Source organism: Streptomyces cahuitamycinicus, assembly GCF_002891435.1.
Lineage (GTDB): Bacteria > Actinomycetota > Actinomycetes > Streptomycetales > Streptomycetaceae > Streptomyces > Streptomyces cahuitamycinicus.
The window spans coordinates 1-848 of the sequence record NZ_POUC01000901.1; the positions used below are offsets into that span (position 1 = coordinate 1).

Annotated in this window: 2 protein-coding genes; one reads left to right on the top strand and one right to left on the bottom strand. The window is 70.5% G+C overall.

The genetic code is table 11. The features are described 5' to 3' along the window. Positions 1-40 precede the first annotated feature (40 nt). The gene (locus C1J00_RS43775) at positions 41-415 is read right to left on the bottom strand and encodes a cupin domain-containing protein (protein WP_102914264.1); all 375 of its coding nucleotides are present in this window, start codon (positions 413-415) and stop codon (positions 41-43) included. 79 nt (positions 416-494) lie between these two features. On the opposite strand from C1J00_RS43775, the gene C1J00_RS43780 reads away from it, so the two are divergent. Continuing rightward, positions 495-848, top strand: a 354-nt coding sequence (locus C1J00_RS43780; RefSeq protein WP_102914265.1) for a MarR family winged helix-turn-helix transcriptional regulator, incomplete at its 3' end; no start/stop codon positions are given.

Sequence of the window (848 nt, forward strand, 5' to 3'; positions counted from 1 at the left end):
GGACTAGGGGGGCGGGCGGCGTAGAGCCTCCCTCATGACGTCAGTTGGCCCACGGCGGCGCGATGCGGGTGCCGTCGGCCAGCCGTGCCTCCAGGCCGATCGAGGTGGTGACCCAGGAGAACGCGGTCCGGTCGGTCGGGTTCTCGACGGCCAGGGTGGCGCCGGGGTTGATGATCACCGTGTCGCCCGCGGCGATCCGCTCGGTGCGGCCGTCGAGGGTGATCAGCAGTTCGCCGTCGAGCAGATGGAAGATCTCCTCCCGGCTGACCGTGTGCGCGGGCGCCTTGAGGCCGGCCGGGATCTCGCCGCGCCAGGCGCACAGCTCCTTGCTGCCGCTGTTCGGGGTGGCGTACGAGACGAATCGGGCGCCGTGGATCTCGTGGATGACGGCTTCGGACGAGCGGACGATGGGCATGAGACCTCCAAATGGTCAAGCAGATTGACTATATGGTCAAGCAGCTTGACTATCACGTCAAGGGTGTTTCAATGCATGCGTGCAGAACTCCGAGGCCATGGCCCTGTCCGCCGCCCTGCTCGCCGCCGCCGGCGGGCTCACGCAACGCATCAACGAGGGCGTGCTCGCCCGCGGATTCGAAGGGGTGCGCCCCGCGCACGGCTTCGCCTTCGCCCGGCTCGCCCCGGACGGCGCGACGGTCACCGACCTCGCCGCCCATCTCGGGGTGACCAAGCAGGCCGCGAGCCAGCTCGTCGACGAGATGGTGCGCAAGGGGTATGTCGAGCGACGGCCGCACCCCGGGGACGCGCGGGCCCGTCTGGTCGTGCTGACCGAGCGGGGGTGGGGGTGTGCGCGCGCCGCGGAGGAGGTGGCCGCGGAAGCGGTTCGGGAG

What these genes read in the sequence shown, in the direction of transcription:
- C1J00_RS43775 (WP_102914264.1), bottom strand. Translation starts at nt 415, where the DNA reads ATGCCCATCGTCCGCTCGTCCGAAGCCGTCATCCACGAGATCCACGGC.